The sequence below is a fragment of the uncultured Senegalimassilia sp. genome (assembly GCF_934636665.1).
Lineage (GTDB): Bacteria > Actinomycetota > Coriobacteriia > Coriobacteriales > Eggerthellaceae > Senegalimassilia.
This window is the reverse complement of record NZ_CAKUAT010000015.1, coordinates 1-24,725: the sequence shown is the minus strand read 5'-3', so window position 1 is coordinate 24,725 and position 24,725 is coordinate 1. Positions and strand designations below refer to the sequence as shown.

Below are 24,725 nucleotides of genomic sequence, written 5' to 3'. Positions count from 1 at the left end.
ATTAGTCCTCGCGCACGACCGGCATGCTCATGCAGCGCGGGCCGCCACGGCCGCGGGACAGCTCGGCCGAGGGGATCTCGATAACGTCGATGTTGTTCTTGCGCAGCACGGCGTTCGTGACGTCGTTGCGCTCGTAAACAACCACGCGACCGGGAGCGATGCACAGCGTGTTGGAACCGTCGTTCCACTGCTCGCGCTCGGCGGCGATACGGTCGCCACCACCGCAGGGGATCAGTGTCACCGGCATGCCGATGTACTTCTCCAGGATCTGCTCGAGCGGGGCGTTGATCTCATGCACCTTGATGCCGTCGCCCTCGGGCGTGATCTCGAACACGGACAGCGGACCCATGATGCCGGGATGGATGGTGAACTTGTCCACGTCGATCTGCGTGAACACGGTGTCCAGGTGCATCATGGCGCGGTTGTTCGGGATGTTGAACGCCAAGATGGTGTCGACCGGGGAGGTGGGGTCGTTGAAGATGTTGTGGGCGATGCCGTCGATGGCGTCGGGCTCGGTGCGCTGGGAGATGCCGATGGCCAACACGTGCTCGTTGATGTTGAGGATGTCGCCGCCCTCGATGTGGAATGTGTTGTAGCGGCTGTAGTACTGCGGGGTGCCCTGGAAGTCCGGGTGGTAGTTGAAGATGTACTCGCCGTAGATGGTCTCACGGTTACGGGTGACGGAGTACATGCGGTTGATGGAAACGCCGTTGCCGATCATCGCGAAGGGGTCGCGGGTGAAGTACAGGTTCGGCATCGGGGCGACGACCATCTTGGAGGCCTCGGACACCAGGTCGACCAGGGAGTTGGACTTGTCGGTGTGCAGCTCGGTGAGGTTGATGCCCTCCATGGTCTTCAGGACGAAGTCCTTGGCGTCGGGGTAGTTCTCCTGCATGTAATCGAAGATGATCTTGCGATAGCGCTCGGTCTTGATGCCGGCTTCGTCGATCCACTGCAGCAGGAACTTCTCGCGCAGCTCGGAGTCGGCGGCCAGAACCTCGGCCGTCAGGTCCTCCAGGTACACGACCTCCACGCCGTTGTCGCGCAGGGCCTGTGCGAAGGCGTCGTGCTCCTCCTGGGCAACCTTCAAGAACGGGATGTCGTCGAACAGCAGCTCCTCGAGCGTGTTCGGGGTGAGGTTCAGCAGCTCCTTGCCGGGACGGTGCAGCAGCACCTTCTTGAGCGGCTTGATCTCGCTTTTGACGTTCACGCCAGCCATTGCAAACCTTCTTTCGTCTCGTGGGATATAAGACTATCTTCGCCGTGCAAGCCTTCCATCGCTTCTTGGCCTAACGCTTTGGGCTTGCGGGTGGGGCGTTTGCGGTGCCCCGTTCCGTTGACTCCACTTTGCAACCTCCACGTAAAATCCGGAAGGTCTAACGCGGATTTAACGACCCCCGTTTAGAGGTGGAACCAAGGACTAACTCCGGGAAGTTGTTTCTAAACCCGCGATAAACCCCTGATGGGAAGCTTGTGGTATGGTATGGGGAAATCCCGATGAAAAGCGTCGACCCTCTTCGGTTTAGTTGACTTCAGCGCTCATCGTTTCTGTAAACAGGGTGGCGAATCGGGGTTGAGGGTAAAATGGGTACGGGTAAGTAGTTACAATACCGAGGATTGCCTTGGCCGGCTGCGGGAGGCTGGCGGCAAAGCGTTCTACGGAGGGGCCTGTGGAGCTTGCATTGTTCTATTACACGCTGCTGATGCTGCTTGTTTCCATTTTGGTGGCGGCCGTGTGCTTGTCCTCGTATCTGGTGTCGCGCAAGAAGACCATGCTGCTCCTGTCGGTCGCCTTCGCGTTCTATTTCTTCGATATCTCCTTAGTGTTCCAGGACGAGTTCATCGTTCGCTCAAGCGGGGATACGCTCACCTCCGGATATCTTCTGGTCCGTTCGCTTGCCTCGGTGTTGACCGGAGGCGGGTTCGTCACGGCGTTCTGGGTTTTGCTTTGCGACTATCTGAACGAAACGCGCCGCAGCATGTTCGCGGTGCCGCCGGCGGTTTTCGCGATTGCCAGTATTGCCACGCTGGTGGTTCTTCCCGAAGGCGATGTGCAGCGTTTCTGGTTCTGGTCCATTCGCCAGTTCTATATGTATTGGATTCTGCTGTATGCGGGATATAGTTTCTTGCGTCAGAAGGACGAGGCCGAGCGCGCCCGCATGTGGCGGCACCGGGGTTTGTATGCGGCCGCGTGGGTGCTCGGCCTGATCGTGTTGGCCGAGGACGCCGCCTCTTTCCTGGTCATGGACTTGCCGTCGGTTAACCTGGGCTCGATTATCTTCAGCGCCGAGCGCAGCTATGCGGAGAATCTGCTGATGTTGGTCATCGGCGTGGCCGCGGTGCGCAACGGGGTTCGCATGCTTTCGCTTCGTTTCGAGCGTCCTCCTGCGCAGGGCGGTAGCAAGCAGCAGGAGCAGCAGATCGTCGAGAACCTGAACGTGTTCGCCACGCGCCATAAGCTCTCCCAGCGCGAGCGCGAGGTGCTTTACCTTATCCTGTTGGGCAAGGACAACCAGAACATCGCATCCGAGATGTCGCTGGCGCTTTCCACGGTGAAGGTGCACGTGCACAACATCTTGAAGAAAACGGGCGATGCCAGCCGACAGGAATTGATCCAAAACTTCTGGAAGATGTCGTAAGGCACGCGCCGGTTTCACCGTCCGTCCCTGAAAACCTACCCTCTGCCGCCGCTGGACCGCGAGCTGTGTTACGGGCGTGTATCTAAACGGCCACACAATCGCTTTCGCGTGCTAAAGTATCCCCCATATACCACAAGGAGGGGCGGGGATGCCCCAGTAGGAAAGGAGGGAACGATGGCAAGCTCGATTACCGAGAAGCTGAAGAACATCGGCCCCGGTGCTTTGGTCGCAGCTGGTTTCGTCGGTCCCGGCACGGTCACCACGTGCACGGTCTCCGGTGCAAGCTATGGCTACACCATGTTGTGGGCGCTGCTGTTCGCCACCGTTGCAACTATTATCTTCCAGGAGATGGCGGCTCGCGTGGGCATCGTCACGCAGGAGGGCCTGGGTGAGAACATCCGCGATCGCATTTCGCATCCGGTGCTGAAGTGGATTGCAATCGTGATTGTTATCATCGCCATCTTCATCGGCAACACCGCATACGAGACGGGCAACATCACGGGCGGCATCCTGGGTATCCAGGCAGTAGTCAATGCTCCTATGATCCCCATCGTCATCGTGCTGGGCATCCTGGCCTTTGCCGCTATGTGGGTCGGCTCTTACAAGTTGGTCGAGAAGATCCTCACGGGCATCGTTATCTTCATGGGCCTGGTGTTCCTGATCACCGCGTTCGCCTCTCCCGTTGATTGGGGTGCGGTCGTGGCCGGCCTGTTCACGCCTTCCCTGCCCGAGGGCCAGGCTGGCGCTAAGGGCATCCTGACCGCCGTGGGCCTGATCGGCACCACCATCGTGCCGTACAACCTGTTCCTGCACGCTTCCGGCGCGTCCGAGCGTTTCAAGGACCCCGAGCAGATCGCCGACGCACGTTTCGACTGCGTTCTGTCCATCGGCCTGGGCGGCATCATCTCCATGGCCATCCTCGTCTGCGCTGCGGCTAACATGCACGCTGCCGGCATCACCGTCACCAACGGCAAGGACATGGCCGTCGCCTTGCAGCCGCTGCTGGGCAACTGGGCCACGGTGCTCATCGGCATCGGCCTGCTGGCTGCCGGTTTCTCCAGCGCCATCACCGCCCCGCTTTCCGCTGCTTACGCCGTCAACGGCGTGCTCGGCTGGGGCAAGACGCTGAAGGACCTCAAGTTCAAGGTCGTGTGGATTATCGTGCTGGTGGCTGGCTGCCTGATGGCCGTGCTGCTGGGCAAGAGCCCCACGGAGCTGATTCTGGTGGCTCAGGCGGCAAACGCCATCCTGCTGCCCATCATGGCGTTCTTCGTGATGTACGTTGCCAACGGCAAGAGCCTTGGCAAGTGGCGCAACCATGCGTTCTCCAACATCTGCGGCGTTATCTTCATCTGCATCACGCTGTTCATGTGCTGGCGTAACATGTCCAGCTTCCTGACCACGCTGCAAACGCTTATCGGCGCATAGCGGCTTCGGCAACGGAAAGCATGTGCAAAGGCCTGTCGGACGAAAGTCCGGCAGGCCTTTTTCGGCTTCAGGATGACCTCTGCGCGCTTGGCGCGAGAGGCGGTAAACCACCTGCTATGCGGGTAGTTTTGATTCGCTATCGGGATATGCTCGGGCGATGCTGTAATCGGACAGCGGGATTGCTTGCCCTGGTTGACCAGATTGCCTGGCATGTCGGTTGGGCTGCATGTGCGCGAGATGTTCGGGTATGTGCCCCGAGGTGGGGAGGTGCGCTATCGGCGGGGAAGCTCCTTTCGGTTGGATAGCCCGTTTGGTGCCTCCTCGTGCTGGTTTGTCGAAGCCTGCTCGGTTTTACCCAACAATTACCTTCGGGTCGCCCCGGGTGTCTCATATGCCGAATATACTAGTAGGGCAGAAGCGGAATGGCTTTCGCGCGCTTGCGTCAACTTCGCAGGTAAGCCGAGCTTGGTTGTGAAGATGGCGAAGTCCGTGCTAGCCCGCGGTGGAAGGCGGCCGCAGATTCGGCTGAAGAAGCCGGCAGAGGCGCATCGACTGGATAGGACAATGTGCCGTCGAAGTAAGGAGCGCCCGATGAACATCCTGGCAATCAACGGCAGCCCGAAGGGTAAGCGAAGCAATACCTGGCGCTTGACCAGCGCTTTTCTTGAGGGAATCGTCGCTCATGAGGAAAACGGTCGCAAGGAAGCGCCGACAATCGAAACCCTCAGCGTCAGCGCGCTCGATATCAAGCCTTGTCTGGGCTGCTTTTCCTGCTGGAGCAAGACGCCGGGCGTGTGCTGCATCCATGACGACATGCAGGCGGTCATCGAGAAGATCTTGTAGGCCGACGTCATCATCTGGAGCTTCCCCTTGTATTACTTCGGGCTGCCCGGCCAGCTGAAGAACCTAATCGACCGCCAACTTCCCATGTCGCTGCCCTTCATGAGCGCGGAAACGGAAAGCGGCGGCCACCCGTCTCGCTACGATATGAGCGGCAAGCGCACGGTGGTGGTTTCGACCTGCGGTTTCTACACGGCGAAGGGCAACTACGATTGCGTGACCAGCTTGTTCGATCGACTTTGCGGGAAGGGCGGTTACGCGGCGATCTTCTGCGGGCAGGGCGAGCTTTTCAGGGTGAAGGAGCTCGCGGATCGCACCGACGAGTATCTCTCCTGGGTTCGGAGGGCCGGGGAGGAGTTCGCTTCCGGCGAGATTTCGAGGGAAACCCGTGGCAAGCTCGATCGGAACCTGTTCCCGCGCGACGTGTTCGAGGCGATGGCCGATGCCAGCTGGGGAATGGGCGAATCGGGCGAGAAGGAAGACCCTAGCCTGGTGTTCACCCGGCAGATGGCGGCCTTGTATCGTAAGCGGGCATGGCCAGGGCGGGATATCGCGCTCGATATGAACTATACCGATATCGGCAAGACCTATCGCATCGTCCTTAAGGAAAGCGGGAGCCGTGTTGAGACGGAACCCGCTGAAGGCTTCTCTGCGGATTTCACCACGCGCATCAACACGCCTTTGAGCGTTTGGCGCTCGATCGCCGGTGGGGAGATCGCCGGCGATGAGGCGCTCATGAAGCATCTGTACTCGGTCGAGGGCGATTTCGACCTGATGATGCATTGGGGCGATTACTTCGGCGCAGCGAAAGATGCGGATGCTGGCGAACCGAATGCTGGCGAACCGGGCCCTGGCGAGCAGGGAGCCGCTGCAGGTGAAGGACCTACCGCGGGCGCGAACGCCAGCGAGCCGAAAACCAACATGCTGCTGCTTTTGATTCCTTGGATCGTCTTCTGGGTTGCGGCTGCGATCGATGGCTTCTGGGGAAGCCTGATCAGCATAGCGGTATGCGTCTTGCTACCCGTCCTGATGCAGCGGACGAAGGCGACCGTGTACGACCAGATTTCGGCACTGGCGGTCGGCGTTTGCTCCATCGCGTTGCTAGCGGGAGCGTCTTCTACCCTGATCATTTCAGCGTCGTATTTCCTGTTCGGGGCGTTGTGGACGGCTACGTGCTTCTCCAAAGTGCCGCTGACCGCGCACTACTCGAAGAACAGCTACAACGGGGAAGCGGCGTTGCGCAATCCGATCTTCATGAGGACGAACCGCATCCTGACCGCGGCATGGGGCGTGCTGTACTTGATTACGCCCATCTGGACGTACTTCATCATGCAAACGGATGCAGCCAGCTTCGTCGGCGCGATTAACTCCATTCTTCCGGCGCTGATGGGCGTGTTCACCGCCTGGTTCCAAAAGTGGTATCCCCGGCACATCGCGCGTGAGTAGCCGAGATTTGGGAGTCGGGTAGCCATGGCAGCGCCCTTGAGACTACCTTGCCCGTGCGTGTACCTGCGCTTTCGCCTGAGAGCGAAGGGCGCTTCTCGGTCTATTGATAACAGTTGCGGGTAGTTTCGAGCGGATTCTCCCCGGCGCATCCGCTTTGCCGGGAAATGAGGCCTCTCAGGAAATGAAAAGGCCATCGGCTTGAGCCGATGGCCTGGTGTTTCATGGTGCCCCAGATACGATTCGAACGTACGACACCCGCTTTAGGAGAGCGGTGCTCTATCCCCTGAGCTACTGAGGCGCGCACATCATTGTAGCATTAAACCTTTTGGCTCGATGCTCGCACATGCCAATATCACGGGTTAAGCTTTGCGGCTGCTACGCCCTCGCGAACTCAAGCAGCTGCGCAGGGTCGGAGATGATCGCGCCCGCCTGGGCCTCAACCAGGGTGCTCGCCGGGTTGTAGCCCCAGTCGACGCCGATCGCGTATGTTCCGGCATTGTGGGCAACGCGCATGTCGCCGGCCGAGTCGCCCACATAGGCGGTGCGCTCGGGAGCGCTGCCCAACTCGCGGATGGTTCGCAGCAAGCCGGTGGGGTCGGGCTTGCGGGGAATGCCTTCGCATTCTCCATGTAGCACCTCGAAAAGGTCGGGGAGGAATCGCGGGATGACATCCTTCACGCCGCCCTCGTATTTGTTCGAGAGCACCGCAAGCTTGCATCCTCGCGCTTTCAGCTCGGCCAGCGTCTCAGGCATATGCGCGTAATGGCGTGTGCGAGCATGCCCGGTTTGGGGGTACAGCGCCTTCCAATATTCAAGCGCCTCGGCGCACACGGCGTCAGGGGTTCCTTCGGGAAGGGCGCGATAGATCAGGCGTTGCGCGCCGTCGCCCACGAAGCTGTGGATAGCAGCGTCGGTGTGGGTGGGGTAGCCGAAATGAGCGAGCGTTTCATTGGTGACGTGGATGAGGTCGGGCATAGTGTCCAGGATCGTTCCGTCCAGGTCGAAGATGAACGTGTCGAATACCGGATGCGATTCGGTCATCGTTGCCTCCTGAAAATGAAAACGACGGCTCTCGGCCGTCGTTGATGATCGATGGAGCGGGTGACGGGACTCGAACCCGCGAATGCGAGCTTGGGAAGCTCGTGCCTTACCACTTGGCGACACCCGCATACTTGGCAGGCGCTCCTTGCCATACCGTGTGGGCATTATAGCCTAAAACGCGCGAATGGGGGCAGGGAATGGAAAACGCATGCGAAATTCCCCACACCTAGGCTTATGAGTACGATCTCGCCGACTCATGAATACGGATCGAACCGCCAATCAGGGGCTTTGCGCGGGATGGCGATGCTTGTCGGATCGAACCGCTCGAACAGCAGCTTCTCCGGCGTGGTCTCAAGCGCATCCGCAAGCTCTTCGACCATCGAAAGGCGGACATTCGCCGTGCCTTTCTCGATCTTGTTGAGCTGCGGCCTGCCGATGCCGACCATGGCGGCGAAGCAGGTCTTGTTGATCCGGCCCCGTTCACGAAGGCGCTTCACGTTGCGGCCGAGCGTGACGGCCATCTTCGGCTCGTCGCTCGGCGTATTCGCCAGCTCATCGATATGTGGGGCGGAAGTCTGCATGCATCGAGCGTAACGGCAGGGTTACGCAACGCTGTAACCTGGCGGTTACGTTCCAGGAGATTTTTTCAAGAAAAGGAAGCGTTGCGACCTATATATAGGAGTGGGAGAGCGCGAGCTCCCGTGAACACCCTGTTTCGGCCGCATGCCATTTTTATGGTTGTCAATCTGGGATGATACAATGCACGATGATTAATTGGGGCTTGGTGCACGGTTGTGGCCGTTCGTCAAGCCGCTGAAGGAAAGTTGAAATCGGGTAGCGTAGGCACCATGCCGGTGGGGAGCCGCATGGAATCTGTGCGGTGCGGAAGAAGGTAACGCATGCCCGAACGGACTGCTGTGAGGAGATCTTGCATGGCATTCAAAAAGAACCGCCGTCCCCAAGCGAACGATCCGCTAGCTTCCCAGGTGCCCGCCGGCTACCGTCCGGCGTTCACTCCCGGCTCCCAAGGCCCTGGCGCAAACAACGCGTTTCGCAATCAGGCGGGCGCGTCGCAGTATTCGCGTTCGAACCCACAGTATTCGGCACAGCGTTCGCGCAAGTCCGCCAAGGGTAAGAAGATCGCCCTTGGCGTGTGCTGCGCGCTGATCGTCGCCCTTATCGGGTGCGGAACCGCGTTCGCTGTTTGGTACAACAACGTGAACAGCCAGCTGAATACGGGCGGCAAAACGTCCGAGGAGCTGGAGAACATCAACGAGCAGTTGGTCAGCGCCAACTTCAACGAGCCGTTCTACATGATGTTGATCGGCTCGGATAAGCGCGAGGGCGATGACGAAGGCGGCGCACGTTCCGACACGAATATCGTCGTGCGCGTCGACCCGACCTCCAACCAGGCAACGCTCGTGTCCATTCCTCGCGACACCATGATCGATATCGACGGCTACGGCACCAACAAGTTCAACGCTGCGTACAATTACGGCGGCGCTGCGGCGACCATCCGCGAGGCAACCCAGCTCACCGGCGCCAGCATCTCGCATTATGCCGAAGTCAACTTCGAGGAGCTGGTCAGCCTGGTCGACGCCGTCGGAGGCGTCGACGTCATGGTCGACGAGCGCATCGACGATACCGACGCCGACAACACCACCGATCACCCCGAGAACCCGCGCGTCATCATCGAGGCCGGCGAGCAGCACCTTAACGGCGAGCAGGCCCTGGTGTTCGCGCGCAGCCGTGCCTATGTCGACGGCGACTTCACGCGCACGGCCAACCAGCGAAAGCTCATCCAGGCTCTGGTGGACAAGGTGCTGGCCCTGCCCGTCACCGAGCTGCCCGGCGTTATCCAGGCTGCGGCCAAGTGCGTCACCACCGACTTGAAGGTCAATGACATCATCTCGCTGGCGCAGCAGTTCAAAGACGATGGCGATCTGGTCATGTATTCCGCCATGCTGCCTTCCGTCACCGGCTACGTCGACGGCGTTTCCTATGTGTTCGCCGATGAGGACAAGGTCACCGAGATGATGAAGGTCGTCGACCAGGGCGGCGATCCCAGCGGCATCACCGGCTCCACCAGCAAGCTTGCGCAGAAATATGGCGCCGGCTCCTCTGCTGGCGGCTCTTCCGCGGGCGGTACCGCTACGGGTAGCGGGATGTACGCCGGCAATGATTACGATACGGGCGGCGCATCCGCCTATAGCGGCGGCTACTCCGCAAGCGGAACCGGGTCTTCGTCTTACTATGGCGGTGCAACGGGCGGCTATGCCGATACGTCGTCCAGCGCATCCGGTGCCGGAACGGGCTATTCCGGAGCGGCATCCACTGGCGGCTATGTCGACGCATCCGGCACGGGCGGCTACGCATCCGGTGCGGGAACCGGCGGTTACGCAACGGGAACCGGAACCGGCGTAAGCTCCGCATACTAGGGGGTTTCCTCGATTTTCGAAGGGGCGCAGTTCAAAGCTGCGTCCCTTTTGCTTCCCAACGAAAAGGGCTCGCAATCCGAATGGGATTGCGAGCCCTTGTGCGATTTGCAGCGGGTAACGGGTTACTGCTCGGTGGCGTATCCGTCGGGGTTCATGGACTGCCAACGCCAGCTGTCGGCGCACATGCGGTCAAGGTCGTACTCGGCGACCCAGCCAAGCTCGGTGCGTGCCTTGTCGCAAGCGGCGTAGTTGGTGGCAACGTCGCCGGCGCGGCGCGGCTTGATCTGGTAAGGGATCTCGTGGCCGCAGGCCTTCTCGAACGCGTGCACGACATCGAGCACGCTCGAGCCCTTGCCGGTGCCAAGGTTAAAGATGCCTACGCCGCGGCGGCTGCCGTCGGCGGCAGCTTCGCCTTCCAGCGACCCCAGGCCCAGCGCCTTGCCGGTGCCCACTTTGCCGCCCATCCATTCGAGCGCCGCCACATGGCCGCGGGCCAGGTCGACCACGTGGATGTAGTCGCGCACGCCCGTGCCGTCCGGGGTGTCGTAGTCGTCGCCGAACACGCCGACGCACTCCAGCTTGCCCACGGCAACCTGGGCGACGTAGGGCAGCAGGTTGTTCGGGATGCCCTTCGGGCCCTCGCCGATCAGGCCGCTCTCATGCGCGCCGATGGGGTTGAAGTAGCGCAGCAGCACGACGTTCCACTCGTTGTCGCCCACGTACAGGTCGGTGAGCACCTGCTCGAGCATGCTCTTGGTCCACCCGTAGGGGTTGGTGCAGTCGTGCTTGGGGCACTCCTCGGTGATGGGGATGAACTCGGGCTCGCCGTACACCGTTGCGCTGCTGGAGAACACGATGTTCTTCACGCCGTGGTTGCGCGCCACGTCGCACAGCACCAGCGTGCCGGCGATGTTGTTCCAGTAGTACTCCAGCGGCTTCTGCACGCTTTCGCCCACTGCTTTGAAGCCGGCGAAATGGATGATGGCATCAACGTCGTTTTCGGCGAAGATGGCGTCAAGCGCCTCTCGGTCCAAGATGTTCTGCTTGTAAAAACGCAGCTGGGCGTCGTCGGCGCCGATCCCGCAGATCTTGCGGATGCGGTCGACGGCGACCTGGCTGGAATTGCTCAGGTCGTCCACGATGACCACGCTGTAGCCTCGCTGAATCAGTTCGACGCAGGTGTGGCTGCCGATGAATCCGGCACCGCCCGTGACCAGGATGCTCAGGTCCTTCTGGTCTTTCGCCAGTCCTTTGTTTGCCATGAAAGCTCCTTATCCTTTGAGCAGGTCGTCCCTGTACGCGCGAACGCGTTCTTGTGTGCTTCATGGTAGCAGTCTGCCGGTCTCTTGCATGTAAAGAGTTCGAAAGCAACACGTGCACATGAGCGTATCGAAGAAAAGCGGCGCTCGTGGCTGATAAAACACCGTTCAGAACAAGTTCAAAGATTATTCTTGACCTAGAACAATCATGTTGCTATCCTATTCTCAGTTGGAGATAACGTATCTTCGATATCTCCTCCTCCCTCGTTTCACTCGTCTGATGAAAGGCCGCCTCCCCCGCGGCCTTTGCGTCATTTTTTGGGATATCGAAGCGGGGGTGCCTGCTGCGTTCCGAGGCTCCGATGAAGTAAATGCTAGGCGACCATTGATTTGCGGTTTGCGCAATCGCCTGGCGCGATCATCCCCGCTTTTCCCCGAATTTCGGCAGCTTTTTCAGCAAAGCCCAGGCGATTTGCTTGTCTTGGGGCGTTTTCAGTAGGGATTCGAAGTCTAGGAAGGATACGGCGGTGCGGCCAAGCAGGCGGGTTGCCTTCCCGGGGGGAACGGCAAGGTGATACGCTTGCCCGAGGAGCGCGGCGCTTTTGCCGTCCGCGGCTACGATGCAGATCGGGTCCAAGCCCTCGATCGGGACGAACAGAGCTTGCGGGTCAAGGTCGGCGGATACGATGTATGTGCACGCTTCGCGCCCGTACCCAAGGGCCGCCAATGAACTATCCAGCGCTGTTTCGGCAGCTTCCGAAAGCGGCTCGGAGCTGATGGCGCAGCACAGCCCGGCGTGGGCGCCGCTCATGTACTGACCGAACAACTCCCAGGTTTCATCCAATGCGACCTCGTATTTGTTACCGCTCATGGTTTTTTTCACACCCGCTCTTGCCCTTGAAACGCGTTCGCCGTATAACCGAATCATACCAAGAACGCAAGTAGCCGCGAACGGCGCGAGGCCATCGTCGCGGAAACAAAGGAGGATGTTATGTGCACTAACGGCATTAACACCGGTCAGTTCGAGATGATGATCGAGCAGATCGACGACCATTTGAAGCTCGAGCGCCGTTGGGCCCACACGCTGGGCCACAAGGCGGGCGACGCCGGCTACGAGACCGTCTCCAAGAAGCTGCACGAGGCGCAGGCGCTCATCGACGACGTGCGCGCGCTGCTCGACGAGGCGAAGGACGCGCTGGAAGACGACGCCGAGGCCGCTGGCGGCGTTACGGTGGAGCTGGTGTAGCCCGGTATGGCGAACGACCTGATGCGGTTCTCGGTCGCCATGCCCGAGGACCTGCTGGTGAGCTTCGATCGCCTGGTGTCGCGACGGGGGCTGGCGAAGAACCGCAGCGAAGTGGTGCGAGACCTGGTCCGCGATGCGCTGGTCGAGGACGAGTGCGCGATGCCCGGCGTCGAGGTTGCGGGGTCGTTGACCATCGTGTTCGACCACCACGCAAACGATCTGCAGGAAAAGCTGCATGCCATCCAGCACGAGTACTTCGGCAACATCGTGTCGTCCATGCATGTGCATCTTGATGAGCACATGTGCTTGGAGGTCATCGTGTTGCGTGGTCATACGGAGCTGGTCCAGAGCATCGCGAACCTCATCCTCGGGACCAAGGGCGTGCAAAACGGCAAGCTCGTGCTCACCGTCGCCGAGCATCACCACGAACACGATTAAGCGATCGTCGGCCGTGCGGATCGAACGCCGTGCGGCCGTTCACATATATAAGGAGCAATGCAATGGATACTACGGTCATGCTCGGCCATGGCAGCGGCGGCACCATGATGAAACGCATCATCGACGAGGTGTTCTTCGCCGCCTATGCAGGGGAAGAGCTTTTGCGCGGCGATGATGCGGCGGTGTTGCCCGCGCCGGCGCAAGGCGAGCGCCTGGCGTTTTCCACGGACAGCTTCGTGGTCACGCCGCATTTCTTCCCGGGCGGCGATATCGGCCGTTTGGCCGTGTGCGGCACGGTGAACGACGTCGCCACCAGCGGCGCCACCCCGCGCTATCTGAGCTGCGGTTTCGTGCTGGAAGAGGGCTTTCCCATCGAGGATCTCAAACGCATTTGCACCAGCATGGCCGAAGTGGCGAAGGAAGCCGGCGTGCACCTGGTCACGGGCGACACCAAGGTAGTCAACCGCGGCCACGGCGACGGCGTGTACATCAACACCGCGGGCATTGGTACGCTGCGCGAAGGCGTGAACCTGGGCGGCGCGCAATGCAAGCCGGGCGATAAGGTGCTGGTCAGCGGCACGTTGGGCGACCACGGCATCACCATCATGAGCTGCCGCGAGTCGCTGTCGTTCAAGGCGGATCTGCAAAGCGACGCTGCGCCCCTGAACCACCTCATCGCCGAGGTGCTGGCGGCGGCGCCGGGCACGCGCTGCTTCCGCGACCCCACGCGCGGCGGCCTTGCCTCCACGCTCAACGAGCTGGCGTCGCAATCCGGCACCGACATCACGGTGGAGGAGGACGCCGTTCCCGTGAAGCCCGCCGTGCAGGGCGCGTGCGACATGCTCGGCTACGATGTGCTGCAGGTGGCCAACGAGGGCAAGATGGTGTGCGTCGTCGCCCCCGAGGACGCCGACGCGGCGCTTGCGGCCATGCGCGCGAACAAGTACGGCGCCGATGCCGCAATCATCGGCGAAGTGTCCGAGGCGCAGCCCGAGCGCGGCTCGAAGGTCTTCCTGCGCACGGCCTTCGGCGGCACGCGCATCCTGGATATGCTGGTGGGCGAGCAGCTGCCGCGCATCTGCTAGACGCGTCGCGGCGAAAACCGGTCGGCTTGGCCCCGTTTCCCCTATGGGAAGCGGGGCTTTTTGCGTGTTCGGGTGGCGGATTTCGGCGCCAAGATGGTCGCGGTGTGGGTGAAACGTTGTTGAGAAAGCGTCGTCGTAACCGCTCCCCGGGTATTTTCCTGATTCGTATTGCAATCATCGGCAGTAGTGGTATTGTGCCTGCATTGCTTAATTGGGGTATGACCCGGTAGCATTTCGCCGGGGCTTATAGACGAGAAGGAGTTACCATGGCACATCCGGTTATTGTGGCTGACGAGTGCATCGGCTGCGGCATTTGCGTTGACGCCTGCCCGCAGGAGGTCCTGGAGGTCAACGGTGGCGTTGTCGAGGCCGTGAACGAGGAGAACTGCATCGCTTGCGGTGACTGCGTCGAGGAGTGCCCCATGGGCGCCATCCCCGAGGTCGTCGAAGAGTAACCTCTGTCGTTGAACGCATCGAACGAGGCCCTTGCCTATATATAGGCAAGGGCCTCGTTGCGTATGGGGGTTCGTCATCAGGGCAGAGCCGGGTTGTAAGGCGGACTTTCGATCATCTGCGCGCGACGGCCGAAGCGTGTGCTGCGAAGATGGGAGAGCATCGCCAGCGCCAGCGTTTGAGCGGGCGAGGGAGTCTTAAGTCCAACGCCTTTCGGGGACCTATTGCATGGTGACCGAGATCTGACAAGTCGCATCACATTCCCAGTTGAGCCGTGATTCGGTGCCAGTATGGGTGTCGTTTGCCGGAATAGAGCATTGTTTCCCCAGCTCAAAAGCTTGATAGAGAAATGTCAACCTATCTGACATTTTGGTGTTGACAAAACGTAACGTTATAATTCGTAAATAACTTGACACGCATAGACTTAGATTTTATAGTACGAATCGTTGGAAAAAGGCTAAGCCCTTAGAGCCTAGCCGCAGTACCTGATTTCGGTTACATAACTCCAAGTGAGAGGAAGCAATCATATGAGCAAGATTCTGGGCATCGACCTTGGCACCACCAACTCCGCCATGGCCGTCATGGAGGGCTCCGAGCCCGAGATCCTCGTGAACGCAGAGGGCGACCGCACCACTCCGTCCGTCGAGGGCTTCCGCAAGGACGGCGAGCGCGTGGTCGGCAAGGCCGCTAAGAACCAGGCCGTCACCAACCCTGAGAACACCGTCTCCTCCGTCAAGCGCTTCATCGGCCGCTCCTTCGCCGAAACCCAGGCAGAGCAGGCGAAGGTCAGCTACAAGGTGCAGGCAGGCAAGGACGGCCGCACCGTCGTCGACATCGACGGCAAGGACTACACGCCCGAGGAAATCTCCGCAATGGTCCTGCAGAAGCTGAAGAACGATGCTGAGAAGCAGGTCGGCTCACCCATCACGCAGGCCGTCATCACCGTCCCGGCATACTTCAACGACGCTCAGCGTCAGGCCACCAAGGACGCTGGCAAAATCGCCGGCCTCGAGGTCCTGCGCATCATCAACGAGCCGACGGCAGCTGCTCTGGCATACGGCCTCGACAAGACGAACAAGGACGAGAAGATCCTCGTGTTCGACCTGGGCGGCGGCACGTTCGACGTGTCCATCCTGGAGCTCGGCGACGGCGTCTTCGAGGTTGCCGCCACCGCCGGCGACAACCAGCTGGGCGGCGACGACTGGGATCACCGCGTCATCGATTGGCTGGCCGACAAGTTCGCCAAGGACAACGGCGGCATCGACCTGCGCAAGGACAAGATGGCCCTGCAGCGCCTGAAGGAAGCTGCCGAGAAGGCAAAGATGGAGCTGTCCAGCACCACGCAGGCCAACATCAACCTGCCGTTCATCACCGCTGACGCTACCGGCCCGAAGCACCTGGACTACACGCTTACCCGCGCTGAGTTCGAGTCCATCACCAAGGACCTCCTGGATCGCTGCCGCAAGCCCGTTGAGCAGGCGCTGCGCGACGCAGGCATGTCCCAGGGCGAGATCGACGAGGTCATCCTGGTCGGCGGCTCCACCCGTATGCCCGCCGTGCAGGAGCTGGTGAAGCGCATGACCGGCAAGCAGCCGAACATGTCCGTGAACCCCGATGAGGTCGTGGCCATGGGCGCTGCCGTCCAGGGCGGCGTGCTCGCCGGCGACGTCGAGGGCATCCTGCTGCTGGACGTCACGCCCCTGTCCTTGGGCGTGGAGACCATGGGCGGCATCATGACGAAGATGATCGATCGCAACACCACCATCCCCACCCGCAAGACCGAGGTGTACTCCACGGCGGCCGACAACCAGACCTCCGTCGAGATCCACGTGCTGCAGGGCGAGCGCCAGATGGCCAAGGATAACAAGACGCTGGGCAAGTTCCAGCTGACCGGCATCCCGGCCGCCCGTCGCGGCGTGCCGCAGATCGAGGTCACGTTCGACATCGACGCCAACGGCATCGTGAACGTTTCCGCTAAGGACCTGGGCACCGGTAAGCAGCAGCAGATTACCATCAGCGGCTCCACGGCTCTGAACGACGAGGAAGTCGACCGCATGGTCAAGGATGCCGAGGCTCATGCCGAGGAGGACAAGAAGCATAAGGAAGAGGTCGAGACCCGCAACAACTGCGATGCCCTGGTCAACGCCACCGAGCAGACCCTGAACGAGCTGGGCGACAAGGTGCCTGCGGACTCCAAGTCCGCCGCCGAGGAGGCCATCAACGAGGCGAAGACGGCTCTGGCCGGCTCCGATATCGAGGCCATCAAGGCTGCCACCGAGAAGCTGCAGCAGGCGGGTTACAAGCTGGCCGAGGTCGCATACAGCCAGCAGGGCGCCGATCAGGCGGCCGGTGCTGCAGCGGGCGCTCAGCCCGATGACGGCCCCATCGAGGCCGACTACGAGGTCGTTGACGACAAAGAAGGGAAGTAAGCGCCATGACGATGCAGAGCACGCCCGAGCCTGAGCGCGCAACGCAGGATCAGGGCACCCAGATTCCCATCCAGGACGAAGCGTCCGACGTGAAGCAGGAAGGCGCCGCCCAGCAGGGCGGTGCCGCCCCCGAGGCAGCCGATGTCGCATCCGATGCGGTCGCGGAGGCCGAGGAAGTGCTCGAGGCTCAGGCCGAAGAGGCTCCCACCAACGACGAGCTGGTGGAGAAGGCCCAGGCCGAGGCGAAGGACTGGCAGGACAAGTATCTGCGCTTGCATGCCGAATGGGACACGTATCGTCGTCGTACGGCAGAGCAGCGCGAGCAGGAGCGCCTGCGCGCCGGTGAGAAGCTGGTCGAGAAGCTGCTGCCCGTCATCGACGATTTCGAGCGCACCATCGACTATGCTGAGAAGAACGGCGAGGCCGGTTTGATCGACGGCGTGAAGGCTGTGCACAGCAAGTTCGTGAACGTGCTGGAAACCGGCGGCGTGCAGGTCATCGACCCTGCTGGCCAGGCTTTCGATGCGCTTGAGTGTCAGGCGGTCGCCACGGTCGACGATGCATCCGTGCCGGATGAGACGGTGCATGAGGTGTACCAGAAGGGCTACAAGATGGGGACGAAGGTTCTCCGAGCCGCAATGGTCACCGTCACCACGGGCGGTCCGAAAAGGCCGAAGCCCGAGAGCGAAGACGAATAGATAGCTTTTGCGAGGGCGGGCGGTATGGTCCGCCCTCGTGCTTACTTAAGAAAGGAAGGTGGAGCGCATGCCGGCTACTCCGGATTACTACAAAACGCTGGGCGTTCCGCGCACGGCGACCACCGACGAGATCAAGAAGGCGTTCCGAAAGCTAGCACGCAAGCATCATCCCGATGCGGGCGGCAGCGAGGCCAAGTTCAAGGAGATCAACGAAGCCTACGAGGTCTTGTCAGACGATAAGAAACGAAAACTGTACGATCAGTACGGCACGGCGAACGAGAATCAGATTCCCCGAGGATGGGGCGGCGGGTCCGTGAACGTCGATGACATCTTCGGCGGCGCCGGCGCAGGCGGCTTTGGCAGCTGGGCCGATATCCTCGAAAGCATCCGCCGCGGCGAGGGCGCGTTCGGCTCGAACTGGGATTTCAACGGCGCCGGCGCCAGCGGCTTTGCGGGTCGCCAGCCGCGTCCGCGCAAGGGTCAGGACATGAACGTCACGCTGAACGTCACGTTCGAAGAGGCGTTTTCCGGCACGGAGAAGCGCGTCACGGTTCGCGTGCCCGGTCGCTCCGATTCGGAAACGCTTACCGTCAAGGTCCCTGCAGGCGCCGTCGATGGCGGACGTCTGCGCTTCCGCGGCAAGGGCGCACCTGGTGAATCGGGTGGCGAGGCTGGCGACCTGCTGGTCACCACCCGCATCCAGGAACACCCGTACTTCAAGCGGGATGGGGCCGATGTGCTCATCGATGTGCCCGTTAACGTGGCAGAGGCCGCATTGGGTGCTAGCGTGGTCGTCCCTGCTCCCGACGGTACGAAGGTGCGTGTGAAGGTGCCTGCCGGAACCCAGGATCAAACGGTCATGTCGGTTCGCGGTAAAGGTGCGCCGAAGGTGAAGGGCTCCGGCAACGGCAACCTGAAGATCACCATCAAGGTGCAGGTTCCTAAGTCCATGAACCCGCAGCAGCAAAAGGCCATGGAGGCGTTCTTGGAGGCGTCGCCCGATGACGTAAGGAGCTGGTAAGCATGCCCGAATGGAACGATCGCAACCGGCCCCTGTATATGATCGGCGTGGCAGCCGAACTGGCAGGCGTGCACCCTCAAACCCTTCGAGCGTACGAGCAGAAGGGCCTGGTTACGCCCCAGCGTACTAGCGGCAATACCCGCATGTACTCGCAGGCGGATATCGAGCGTCTGTCCCTTATCAACGAGCTCACCGGCGAGGGTATCAACCTCGCCGGGGTCATCCGCATCCTCGATCTGCAGGGCCGCCTGGTCGATCGCGATCAGGAAATCGACGACCTGCACAAACGGGTTCGCCGCCTTGCCGATCGCGTGCACGAGCTGGAAACGCGCGAAAGCGTGAACTCCCTCGTGCAGTCGCCCACGGCGATCGTCGTCCGTCGCCCCAGCTCGCTTTTGTAAACAAATGCGTTGAACCGATTCAAAGGAGGTTCGCATGAGATTAGATAAACTTGCCGTTACCGCTCAGGAGGCCTTCCAGGCCTCGATGGGCGTTGCCGGCGATGCGCAATCCAGCACCATCGAGCCCATTCACTTGCTCAAGGCCATGCTGGACGCATCGGAGAACAACCTGTCCGCTATCATCAAGCGCATCGGCGCCGACCCGGCGCAGCTGTCGCAAAACGTCGACGCCGCCATCGCCGCCATGCCGAAGGCCAGCGGCTCCACCATGCCCATGGCCATGCCCAGCAACAACCTTATGAAGGTCATCGACAACGCCGTGAAGGCGGCGGAGCGCATGGGCGATAGCTACGCAACCACCGAGCACCTGCTCATCGCCTTGGCTCAGGACAAGGGCGACGCCGGCCGCGTGCTCAACGGCCTCGGCATCACGGGGAAAACCGTCGAGGAGGCGTACAGTTCCTTGCGCGGCTCCACCCGTGTCACCGATCAGCAAAGCAAGCCTGAGCTCGACGCCTTGAACCAGTACGGCCAGAACCTCACGCAGAAGGCGCGCGAGGGCAAGCTCGATCCGGTTATCGGCCGTTCCGAGGAGATTCGCCGCACCATCCAGGTGCTCAGCCGCCGCACGAAGAACAACCCCGTGCTCATCGGCGAGCCCGGCGTCGGCAAAACCGCCATCGTCGAAGGCCTGGCGCAGCGCATCGTCGCCGGCGACGTCCCGTCCGGCTTGAAAGATCACGACGTCATCGCGCTCGACCTGGGCGCCATGGTCGCAGGCGCTAAGTACCGCGGCGAGTTCGAGGATCGCTTGAAGGCGGTGTTGCGCGAGGTCAAGGAGTCGAACGGTCAGATCATCCTGTTCATCGACGAGCTGCACACCATCGTCGGCGCCGGTTCCACGGGCGATAGCTCCATGGATGCGGGCAACATGCTCAAGCCGGCCCTGGCGCGCGGCGAGCTGCATGCCATCGGCGCAACCACGCTCGACGAGTACCGTAAGTACATCGAAAAGGATGCCGCTCTGGAGCGTCGTTTCCAGACGGTCATGGTCAGCGAGCCCACGGTCGAGGACACCATCGCCATCCTTCGCGGCTTGAAGGAGAAGTACGAGATTCACCACGGCGTGCGTATCACCGACGCCGCCATCGTCGCCTGCGCCGAACTGTCGAACCGCTACATCTCCGATCGTTTCCTGCCCGACAAGGCCATCGACCTCATGGACGAGGCCGCCAGCCGTCTGCGCATCGAGATCGACAGCATGCCTGAAGAGGTCGATCTGGCAGAGCGTAAGCTCACCCAGATGCAGATCGAGGAGCAGGCGCTCATGAAGGAGACGGACGAGGTCAGCCGCGAACGCCTTGAGCACCTGCGCAAGGAAATCGCCGACGCGAAAGACTCCTTGTCGAAGCGCAAGGCCGAATGGCAGAACGAAAAGGACGTCATCGAGGATGTCCAAACGCTCAAGGCCGACCTCGAAGCTGCGCAAACCGAAGAGGAGCGTGCAACCCGCGAAGGCGACCTGGTGAAGGCCTCCGAAATCCGCTACGGCCGCATCCCCGAGCTGCAGCACAAGCTGGAGCAGGCCGAACAGGCCCTGAACGACAAGCAGGAAGACGGTGCCATCCTGAAAGAGGAGGTGTCGCAGGAGGAGATCGCCGAGGTGGTGTCCACCTGGACCGGCATTCCCGTGTCCAAGATGATGCAGGGTGAGATGGAGAAGCTCGTCGACCTTGAGGACAAGCTGCATGAGCGCGTCATCGGCCAAGACGAGGCGGTCTCGGCGGTCGCCGGCGCCATTCGTCGCAACCGCGCAGGCCTGTCCGACCCGAACAAGCCCATCGGCAGCTTCCTGTTCCTCGGCCCTACCGGCGTCGGTAAGACCGAGCTGGCGAAGGCGCTGGCGGAATACCTGTTCGACAGCGAGAAGGCCATGGTGCGCATCGACATGTCCGAGTACATGGAGAAGTTCAGCGTGCAGCGCCTGATCGGCGCCCCTCCGGGATACGTCGGCTACGACGAGGGCGGTCAGCTCACCGAGGCGGTTCGCCGTCGTCCGTACAGCGTCATCCTGCTCGATGAGGTGGAGAAGGCTCACCCCGACGTCTTCAATATCTTGCTGCAGGTGCTCGATGATGGCCGCTTGACGGACGGCCAGGGTCGCTTGGTGTCGTTCAAGAACGCCATCATCATCATGACCAGCAACATCGGCTCCCAGGCAATTCGCGAATACGAAAGCGCGAACGCCCAGAAGGAGACCATGGGCGACGTCATGGAAAACGTCATGAAGGGCGATGTGGAAACGGCGGCGAAGAGCTTGGCGGAGTTGTCCAACAAGATCAACGATGCGCTTCGCAATACCTTCCGCCCCGAGTTCCTCAACCGTATCGACGAGGTCATCACGTTCCATGCGCTGTCCATCGCAAACATGGAGCCCATCGTCGAGCTGCAGCTCAACGACGTGCGACAGCGTCTGGCTGATCGCCGCGTCACGCTCGACGTCACGCCCGCCGCCATGGATCACCTGTCCATCGATGGTTTCGATCCGGTGTATGGCGCGCGTCCCTGCAAGCGCTTGGTGCAGCGTGAGATCGTCGATCGCATCGCGCAGAAGATCGTCGAGGGCAAACTGCCCGATCGCAGCCATGTGCTCATTGACATCGACGAGGTAACCGACGAGTACGTGTGCCGCGTCGAGCCGCCGCTGGAGCTTGACGCCGTGCCGGTCGACTAGCAAAGCGGCCGTGCGTTGCGGTTGTCGCGGCTTTCGCGGCGCAGCTGCAAGCGCATAACGAAAAAGAGCGCCTGCCGAGTTTCGCATCGGCAGGCGCTCTTCGTTTGTATGCGAGGTCGTCGTTTCTCGTCATCGGCCCTTCGGCCGCATCGGCGACGCAGGGTTTAGCGTTCAACCAGGTCGAGCAGCTCTTGCTTGCTATGCACATCTAGCTTCGAGTAGATATGCTTCGTGTGACCCTTCACGGTGTTCTCGGTCAGGTACAGCGTCTCGGCGATGTATGCCTTCGTGCGTCCTTTGCACAGCAGTTGCATGATCTCAAGCTCGCGCGGCGTCAGCTTGTGCTGCTTGCCAACCTCCTCGCAGCGCTCCTCGAGGCTTCGGTAATCCGCCGGCGCGCTCACCGGCTCGCCGCGCAATTCCGCAAACAGCCACTTCGTGTCCTGGTCGCGCATTTCCAGGCAAAACGAGGACGCTAACAGCAGCACGAACATCAACGCGACCACGATCAAGGCGTCATGCTCGCCGCCTGAATACGTGGGGGACATCATCGAGCCGATGGCGAACGGCGCCGTGTAGCATGCCCAGCCGATGCCGAAAACCCACGGGGCGGGAAGCTTCGAATGCTGTGCCACGTCGGATAAAGTCAACCAAGCGAATAGCACGATAAGGTCCCAAGCGCTGCTTTCCACGCATCGCAGCACGGTCATCTCGGGGAACGCGGTCTGGCTGAGCATGTCCAGCGCCAGCACTAAAAGCGCGATACGCCACAATTGCGAGAAGTTAAAAGGCCTGTTCATCTTCACTACCACGAACAGCACGATGCCCGAGATTGCCATTTCCAGCAAACGCCCGAGCAGAAAGTCGATGGCGGGCACCTGGGATTGGTTTCCCGAGAACCGGCTCACCAGGAACGCGGTCACAAAGCTGAATGCGGCGATGGTTACGGCGACCTTCCATAGCCCTCGCATGTTGTGGGAGTCGAAGCGGATAACGATCTTCTCCGCGCCGGCGTTTTCCACGCCGGCGAGTGCGATGCGGCACATCCACACCGAGGCGACGGGTAGCAGCATGGCGAACACGCATTGGACCCCAACGGGGACGAAATGCGTGAGCGCTTTCAGCGTCGACCCCCCGATATTAGCCAGCAGCAGGTAAACCACCGCATGGCGCAAATCGAGCTTCGCGTAGAACGTACCCCACTGCAGGTATAGCCAGCCAAGAACGCATGCGCATAGGGCCATGGCGGCAAATTGGAGCGAAAGAGAGGGGATTGCGGTAAGCGTAAGCGCTAATAGCAACGCCCCGAACGTACCGAGCGCGCCGGCAACCGCTGCGGAAGTCCGGGAGGTGAAAAACGCCGGCACTTTGCGCGAAACGGCGGCGAATAGCAAAACGGCCACCGCAAGCAGAAGATAGGAAAACGTCCAGGGAAGCTGGGCGGAGGGACTTACTCCTCCGAATGCGTTGATTAAAAAGCCCCAAGCCAGCGGACACGCTATGCCCGTTGAAGCAAATGCGGTCATCTTGGCGCTAAAGCGCGGCTTGCCGCTCGACGGTTTGAGGTTCGACTCCGGTTTCGCTGATGCTGCAGTTTTCATTTCTCCCCTTCTCTCAGGGGAATGGTAGCATACGCGGTTAACAATGAGCTTGCGCTCCAAGAAAAGAAGCACAACAACCTGACCAGCGGAAATACCCGAGGCACCCCTTTCGGGTAGGGAAAGAAAACCGTGCAGCGGGTCGAAAAATAACCACCAAAGGGTGGCGCGCGGCTGCCTGACCCGGCGTACTATCCATGTTGTCGAGAGCGAAGCCGCACCTTGGTCTTAGCCGAAACCAAGTTTCAGCCGAGGCCGTTTCGCCAACTGTTTGCGGCTTGCGCTCATACGACGAAAGAGATGGAGCGTTGACAATCGATAGCATATCCGCGGAAGCTCGCAACGCCGAATGGCCAATCCCCTCCGGTCATGCGCATCCCCATAACGCGCAGGCGACCCCCCCTCACTAGCGCTGCTTCCGAATCTCCTCCATGGCCCGCGAGTCCCCTTCTCGCGGGCCTCTTCTTTTTCAGGGGTCCGCCGTTCAGATAAGGAAGGCGTGGCTCGATCGCCGATAAGCAAGCATGTTCGGGCAGCGATAAACGGGCATAGGAAGAGAACCAAGCGCAAGGGGAGGGCAGCGGTCGCATGAGCCGAACCTCTTCTGTGTATCTGTATATCAGTATCGCGGCACCGAACGCTGTTCGGCCGAAAAAGCGAATCCAGCGCGAGCGAAAGAGCTCAGCCTAGCAATGTCTCAAGGGCGCTCCTCGAAAGCAAGTCATATTCAAACGCCCCCCTTGCTCCATTTGAACCGCCTCTCGTTTCTTGCGTTCAGGAAACGGAAGGCGGCTTGGGAGTTGAGCAAGGGGGGGGTTGCCGCTATGCAGTGAACAAAGCAGGAATCGGGGTTTGTTGATCCAGCCCCCTTATTTTGTGCGCATAGGCGAAAAGGGCTCCGCAACCTTCTATGCTCCGATCCGTGAAGCCTTGCTGTGTCCAGTCGAATGTCCCTTTGCGTTCTCGACGCAGTCGAAGAGAACGCATATCGCGAATGCGGAAAGCGGGCCGGGCCCTCTGTCCTGCGTCGTATTCGCTAGCCTTCGCCGCCATGAGATGTCGCGATGGCCTGGCTAACGCTTTCCGTTCGAAAGCCCCGCAGTCTGCCGATGCGCCATAAGTGCGCACTGAGGGTTCGGGGATTGCTCTGCGACGCGTCTATATATAGACCATGCAAACGCAGAGAGGCAGAGCGTGAAGCGGCAAATCGTTTTGCCGGCATCCGCCTCATGCTGCCCAACGCCCTGGGTCCCGCCGCCGCGAGCGCTGCCATGTCGGGCAGCGCCCCGCGCCCGCCCGCGTGCCTCGCGCTCCGTCTCCCGCCGCCGCGGCTTGCGGATGCGCAGTGCAGCGTGCCCTGCCTAGGGCGCCGTGGGCCATCCATATATAGGGAAGGCCGAAATCCGCCCTCGGACCCCTCCGGACCCCATATGTGTGCAGAATGTGAAGATGAAGCCGAACGCGAAATAGTTCTGGACACGGCCCGGGGAGGCGCGTATTATTCAATCTTGCGCCAAGCACGAAAGCGCTT

At 61.0% G+C, this 24,725-nt stretch carries 20 protein-coding genes and 2 tRNA genes; 14 read left to right on the top strand and 8 right to left on the bottom strand.

Annotated elements, in window-relative coordinates:
- Nucleotide 1 precedes the first annotated feature (1 nt).
- On the bottom strand, nucleotides 2–1,219 hold the full coding sequence (gene arcA / locus Q0G75_RS07020) for an arginine deiminase (RefSeq protein WP_294415981.1): 1,218 nt from the start codon (nucleotides 1,217–1,219) through the stop codon (nucleotides 2–4).
- Nucleotides 1,220–1,670: 451 nt separating this feature from the next.
- On the opposite strand from arcA, the gene Q0G75_RS07015 reads away from it, so the two are divergent.
- The 4 genes from Q0G75_RS07015 to Q0G75_RS07000 all read left to right on the top strand — a co-directional run bounded on the left by Q0G75_RS07015 (nucleotide 1,671) and on the right by Q0G75_RS07000 (nucleotide 6,353).
- Complete coding sequence (locus Q0G75_RS07015) at nucleotides 1,671–2,639, top strand: LuxR C-terminal-related transcriptional regulator (protein WP_294415979.1); 969 nt, start codon at nucleotides 1,671–1,673, stop codon at nucleotides 2,637–2,639.
- Nucleotides 2,640–2,813: 174 nt separating this feature from the next.
- Nucleotides 2,814–4,067, top strand: a complete 1,254-nt coding sequence (locus tag Q0G75_RS07010) for an Nramp family divalent metal transporter (protein ID WP_294362888.1) — start codon at nucleotides 2,814–2,816, stop codon at nucleotides 4,065–4,067.
- Between the two features lie 591 nt (nucleotides 4,068–4,658).
- On the top strand, nucleotides 4,659–4,910 hold the full coding sequence (locus tag Q0G75_RS07005) for an NAD(P)H-dependent oxidoreductase (RefSeq protein WP_294415977.1): 252 nt from the start codon (nucleotides 4,659–4,661) through the stop codon (nucleotides 4,908–4,910).
- 9 nt (nucleotides 4,911–4,919) lie between these two features.
- Nucleotides 4,920–6,353: an NAD(P)H-dependent oxidoreductase gene (locus Q0G75_RS07000; protein ID WP_365910932.1), complete on the top strand. Its 1,434-nt coding sequence runs from the start codon at nucleotides 4,920–4,922 to the stop codon at nucleotides 6,351–6,353.
- A gap of 222 nt (nucleotides 6,354–6,575) precedes the next feature.
- Here Q0G75_RS07000 and Q0G75_RS06995 read toward each other — a convergent pair.
- The 4 genes from Q0G75_RS06995 to Q0G75_RS06980 form a co-directional block, all read right to left on the bottom strand.
- Nucleotides 6,576–6,651, bottom strand: a tRNA-Arg gene (locus Q0G75_RS06995).
- A 77-nt stretch (nucleotides 6,652–6,728) separates the two neighbouring features.
- Entirely contained in the window at nucleotides 6,729–7,394 is a 666-nt protein-coding gene (locus tag Q0G75_RS06990; RefSeq protein ID WP_294415975.1) for an HAD family hydrolase, read from the bottom strand.
- 52 nt (nucleotides 7,395–7,446) lie between these two features.
- A tRNA-Gly gene (locus Q0G75_RS06985) sits at nucleotides 7,447–7,521 on the bottom strand.
- 127 nt (nucleotides 7,522–7,648) lie between these two features.
- The gene (locus tag Q0G75_RS06980; protein WP_294415973.1) at nucleotides 7,649–7,975 is read right to left on the bottom strand and encodes a helix-turn-helix transcriptional regulator; all 327 of its coding nucleotides are present in this window, start codon (nucleotides 7,973–7,975) and stop codon (nucleotides 7,649–7,651) included.
- Between the two features lie 351 nt (nucleotides 7,976–8,326).
- Here Q0G75_RS06980 and Q0G75_RS06975 point away from each other — a divergent pair, with 351 nt between their 5' ends.
- Entirely contained in the window at nucleotides 8,327–9,832 is a 1,506-nt protein-coding gene (locus Q0G75_RS06975; protein WP_294415967.1) for an LCP family protein, read from the top strand.
- 122 nt (nucleotides 9,833–9,954) lie between these two features.
- Here the strand turns inward: Q0G75_RS06975 and galE are convergent, their stop codons facing one another.
- A complete protein-coding gene (galE, locus tag Q0G75_RS06970) occupies nucleotides 9,955–11,058 on the bottom strand; it encodes a UDP-glucose 4-epimerase GalE (RefSeq protein ID WP_365910930.1) in 1,104 nt (367 codons plus the stop codon).
- Between the two features lie 451 nt (nucleotides 11,059–11,509).
- On the bottom strand, nucleotides 11,510–11,962 hold the full coding sequence (locus Q0G75_RS06965; RefSeq protein WP_294417912.1) for a hypothetical protein: 453 nt from the start codon (nucleotides 11,960–11,962) through the stop codon (nucleotides 11,510–11,512).
- Nucleotides 11,963–12,082: 120 nt separating this feature from the next.
- Between Q0G75_RS06965 and Q0G75_RS06960 the strand changes: the two genes are divergently transcribed.
- The 9 genes from Q0G75_RS06960 to clpB all read left to right on the top strand — a co-directional run bounded on the left by Q0G75_RS06960 (nucleotide 12,083) and on the right by clpB (nucleotide 21,596).
- Nucleotides 12,083–12,337, top strand: coding sequence for a hypothetical protein (locus Q0G75_RS06960; protein WP_276668447.1), 255 nt, complete (start codon nucleotides 12,083–12,085; stop codon nucleotides 12,335–12,337).
- 6 nt (nucleotides 12,338–12,343) lie between these two features.
- The gene (gene nikR / locus Q0G75_RS06955) at nucleotides 12,344–12,775 is read left to right on the top strand and encodes a nickel-responsive transcriptional regulator NikR (protein ID WP_294415961.1); all 432 of its coding nucleotides are present in this window, start codon (nucleotides 12,344–12,346) and stop codon (nucleotides 12,773–12,775) included.
- Between the two features lie 62 nt (nucleotides 12,776–12,837).
- A complete protein-coding gene (hypE, locus tag Q0G75_RS06950) occupies nucleotides 12,838–13,860 on the top strand; it encodes a hydrogenase expression/formation protein HypE (protein ID WP_294415958.1) in 1,023 nt (340 codons plus the stop codon).
- Between the two features lie 266 nt (nucleotides 13,861–14,126).
- Nucleotides 14,127–14,315, top strand: a complete 189-nt coding sequence (locus Q0G75_RS06945; protein ID WP_042432023.1) for a 4Fe-4S binding protein — start codon at nucleotides 14,127–14,129, stop codon at nucleotides 14,313–14,315.
- A 525-nt stretch (nucleotides 14,316–14,840) separates the two neighbouring features.
- Nucleotides 14,841–16,742 carry a molecular chaperone DnaK gene (dnaK, locus tag Q0G75_RS06940; RefSeq protein WP_294415956.1) on the top strand — a complete coding sequence of 634 codons (1,902 nt, stop codon included), beginning with the start codon at nucleotides 14,841–14,843 and terminating at the stop codon, nucleotides 16,740–16,742.
- Nucleotides 16,743–16,747: 5 nt separating this feature from the next.
- Complete coding sequence (locus tag Q0G75_RS06935; RefSeq protein ID WP_294415954.1) at nucleotides 16,748–17,440, top strand: nucleotide exchange factor GrpE; 693 nt, start codon at nucleotides 16,748–16,750, stop codon at nucleotides 17,438–17,440.
- A gap of 67 nt (nucleotides 17,441–17,507) precedes the next feature.
- On the top strand, nucleotides 17,508–18,461 hold the full coding sequence (locus tag Q0G75_RS06930) for a DnaJ C-terminal domain-containing protein (protein WP_294415952.1): 954 nt from the start codon (nucleotides 17,508–17,510) through the stop codon (nucleotides 18,459–18,461).
- Between the two features lie 2 nt (nucleotides 18,462–18,463).
- Nucleotides 18,464–18,862: a MerR family transcriptional regulator gene (locus tag Q0G75_RS06925; RefSeq protein WP_042432011.1), complete on the top strand. Its 399-nt coding sequence runs from the start codon at nucleotides 18,464–18,466 to the stop codon at nucleotides 18,860–18,862.
- Nucleotides 18,863–18,896: 34 nt separating this feature from the next.
- Nucleotides 18,897–21,596 (top strand): ATP-dependent chaperone ClpB, encoded by a 2,700-nt coding sequence (gene clpB / locus Q0G75_RS06920; RefSeq protein WP_294415951.1) that lies wholly within the window; start codon nucleotides 18,897–18,899, stop codon nucleotides 21,594–21,596.
- Between the two features lie 164 nt (nucleotides 21,597–21,760).
- On the opposite strand, the gene Q0G75_RS06915 is transcribed toward clpB, so the two are convergent.
- Nucleotides 21,761–23,197 (bottom strand): LuxR C-terminal-related transcriptional regulator, encoded by a 1,437-nt coding sequence (locus Q0G75_RS06915; RefSeq protein WP_294415950.1) that lies wholly within the window; start codon nucleotides 23,195–23,197, stop codon nucleotides 21,761–21,763.
- Nucleotides 23,198–24,725: the final 1,528 nt, after the last annotated feature.

Coding starts and splice junctions, on each gene's coding strand:
- Q0G75_RS06975 (WP_294415967.1), top strand. CDS start 8,327: ATGGCATTCAAAAAGAACCGCCGTCCCCAAGCGAACGATCCGCTAGCT.
- hypE (WP_294415958.1), top strand. CDS start 12,838: ATGGATACTACGGTCATGCTCGGCCATGGCAGCGGCGGCACCATGATG.
- Q0G75_RS06915 (WP_294415950.1), bottom strand. CDS start 23,197: ATGAAAACTGCAGCATCAGCGAAACCGGAGTCGAACCTCAAACCGTCG.
- Q0G75_RS06935 (WP_294415954.1), top strand. CDS start 16,748: ATGACGATGCAGAGCACGCCCGAGCCTGAGCGCGCAACGCAGGATCAG.
- Q0G75_RS07005 (WP_294415977.1), top strand. CDS start 4,659: ATGAACATCCTGGCAATCAACGGCAGCCCGAAGGGTAAGCGAAGCAAT.
- Q0G75_RS06930 (WP_294415952.1), top strand. CDS start 17,508: ATGCCGGCTACTCCGGATTACTACAAAACGCTGGGCGTTCCGCGCACG.
- Q0G75_RS07010 (WP_294362888.1), top strand. CDS start 2,814: ATGGCAAGCTCGATTACCGAGAAGCTGAAGAACATCGGCCCCGGTGCT.
- arcA (WP_294415981.1), bottom strand. CDS start 1,219: ATGGCTGGCGTGAACGTCAAAAGCGAGATCAAGCCGCTCAAGAAGGTG.
- Q0G75_RS06945 (WP_042432023.1), top strand. CDS start 14,127: ATGGCACATCCGGTTATTGTGGCTGACGAGTGCATCGGCTGCGGCATT.
- clpB (WP_294415951.1), top strand. CDS start 18,897: ATGAGATTAGATAAACTTGCCGTTACCGCTCAGGAGGCCTTCCAGGCC.
- Q0G75_RS06925 (WP_042432011.1), top strand. CDS start 18,464: ATGCCCGAATGGAACGATCGCAACCGGCCCCTGTATATGATCGGCGTG.
- nikR (WP_294415961.1), top strand. CDS start 12,344: ATGGCGAACGACCTGATGCGGTTCTCGGTCGCCATGCCCGAGGACCTG.
- dnaK (WP_294415956.1), top strand. CDS start 14,841: ATGAGCAAGATTCTGGGCATCGACCTTGGCACCACCAACTCCGCCATG.
- Q0G75_RS06965 (WP_294417912.1), bottom strand. CDS start 11,962: ATGAGCGGTAACAAATACGAGGTCGCATTGGATGAAACCTGGGAGTTG.
- Q0G75_RS06960 (WP_276668447.1), top strand. CDS start 12,083: ATGTGCACTAACGGCATTAACACCGGTCAGTTCGAGATGATGATCGAG.
- Q0G75_RS06990 (WP_294415975.1), bottom strand. CDS start 7,394: ATGACCGAATCGCATCCGGTATTCGACACGTTCATCTTCGACCTGGAC.
- Q0G75_RS06980 (WP_294415973.1), bottom strand. CDS start 7,975: ATGCAGACTTCCGCCCCACATATCGATGAGCTGGCGAATACGCCGAGC.